We start from the raw sequence: 320 nt of genomic DNA on the forward strand, positions 1-320 counted from the left end.
GTTTGCGTCAAGCGCGGGCAGGCAAACGTCCAAGAAGCATTTCCGGCGAAACATTTGTAGACCGGAATCCTCGTCCTTGAATTGGCCGGCTTGGCGTCCCATAAGGGCACAGGGCTTTGGAATCGCAGAACAAGAAGACGGGCAAAAATTTGAATGCCGACTTTGTTTCGGTTTGTCGTGACGCTGGCGGTTCTTGCAGCCATCGCCTATGGCGCGATGTTCGCGCTGGCGATGTTCGTGGAGCCTAAAAAAGCGGAAATAAGCATCCGTATCCCGGCCGAAAAGCTGAACCCGAAGAAAAACTGACGAAGCACTGATCC

At 53.4% G+C, this 320-nt stretch carries 1 protein-coding gene; it reads left to right on the forward strand.

The annotated features are described in order from the left end of the window. Nucleotides 1-153 precede the first annotated feature (153 nt). Complete coding sequence (locus EN852_RS37950; protein ID WP_127225237.1) at nt 154-306, forward strand: histidine kinase; 153 nt, start codon at nt 154-156, stop codon at nt 304-306. Nucleotides 307-320: the final 14 nt, after the last annotated feature.

Origin of the sequence: Mesorhizobium sp. M2E.F.Ca.ET.209.01.1.1 (genome assembly GCF_004010375.2) — a bacterium.
Taxonomy (GTDB): Bacteria; Pseudomonadota; Alphaproteobacteria; order Rhizobiales; family Rhizobiaceae; genus Mesorhizobium.

Excerpts from the sequence above, each read along its gene's own strand:
- EN852_RS37950 (WP_127225237.1), top strand. The coding sequence starts at position 154 with ATGCCGACTTTGTTTCGGTTTGTCGTGACGCTGGCGGTTCTTGCAGCC.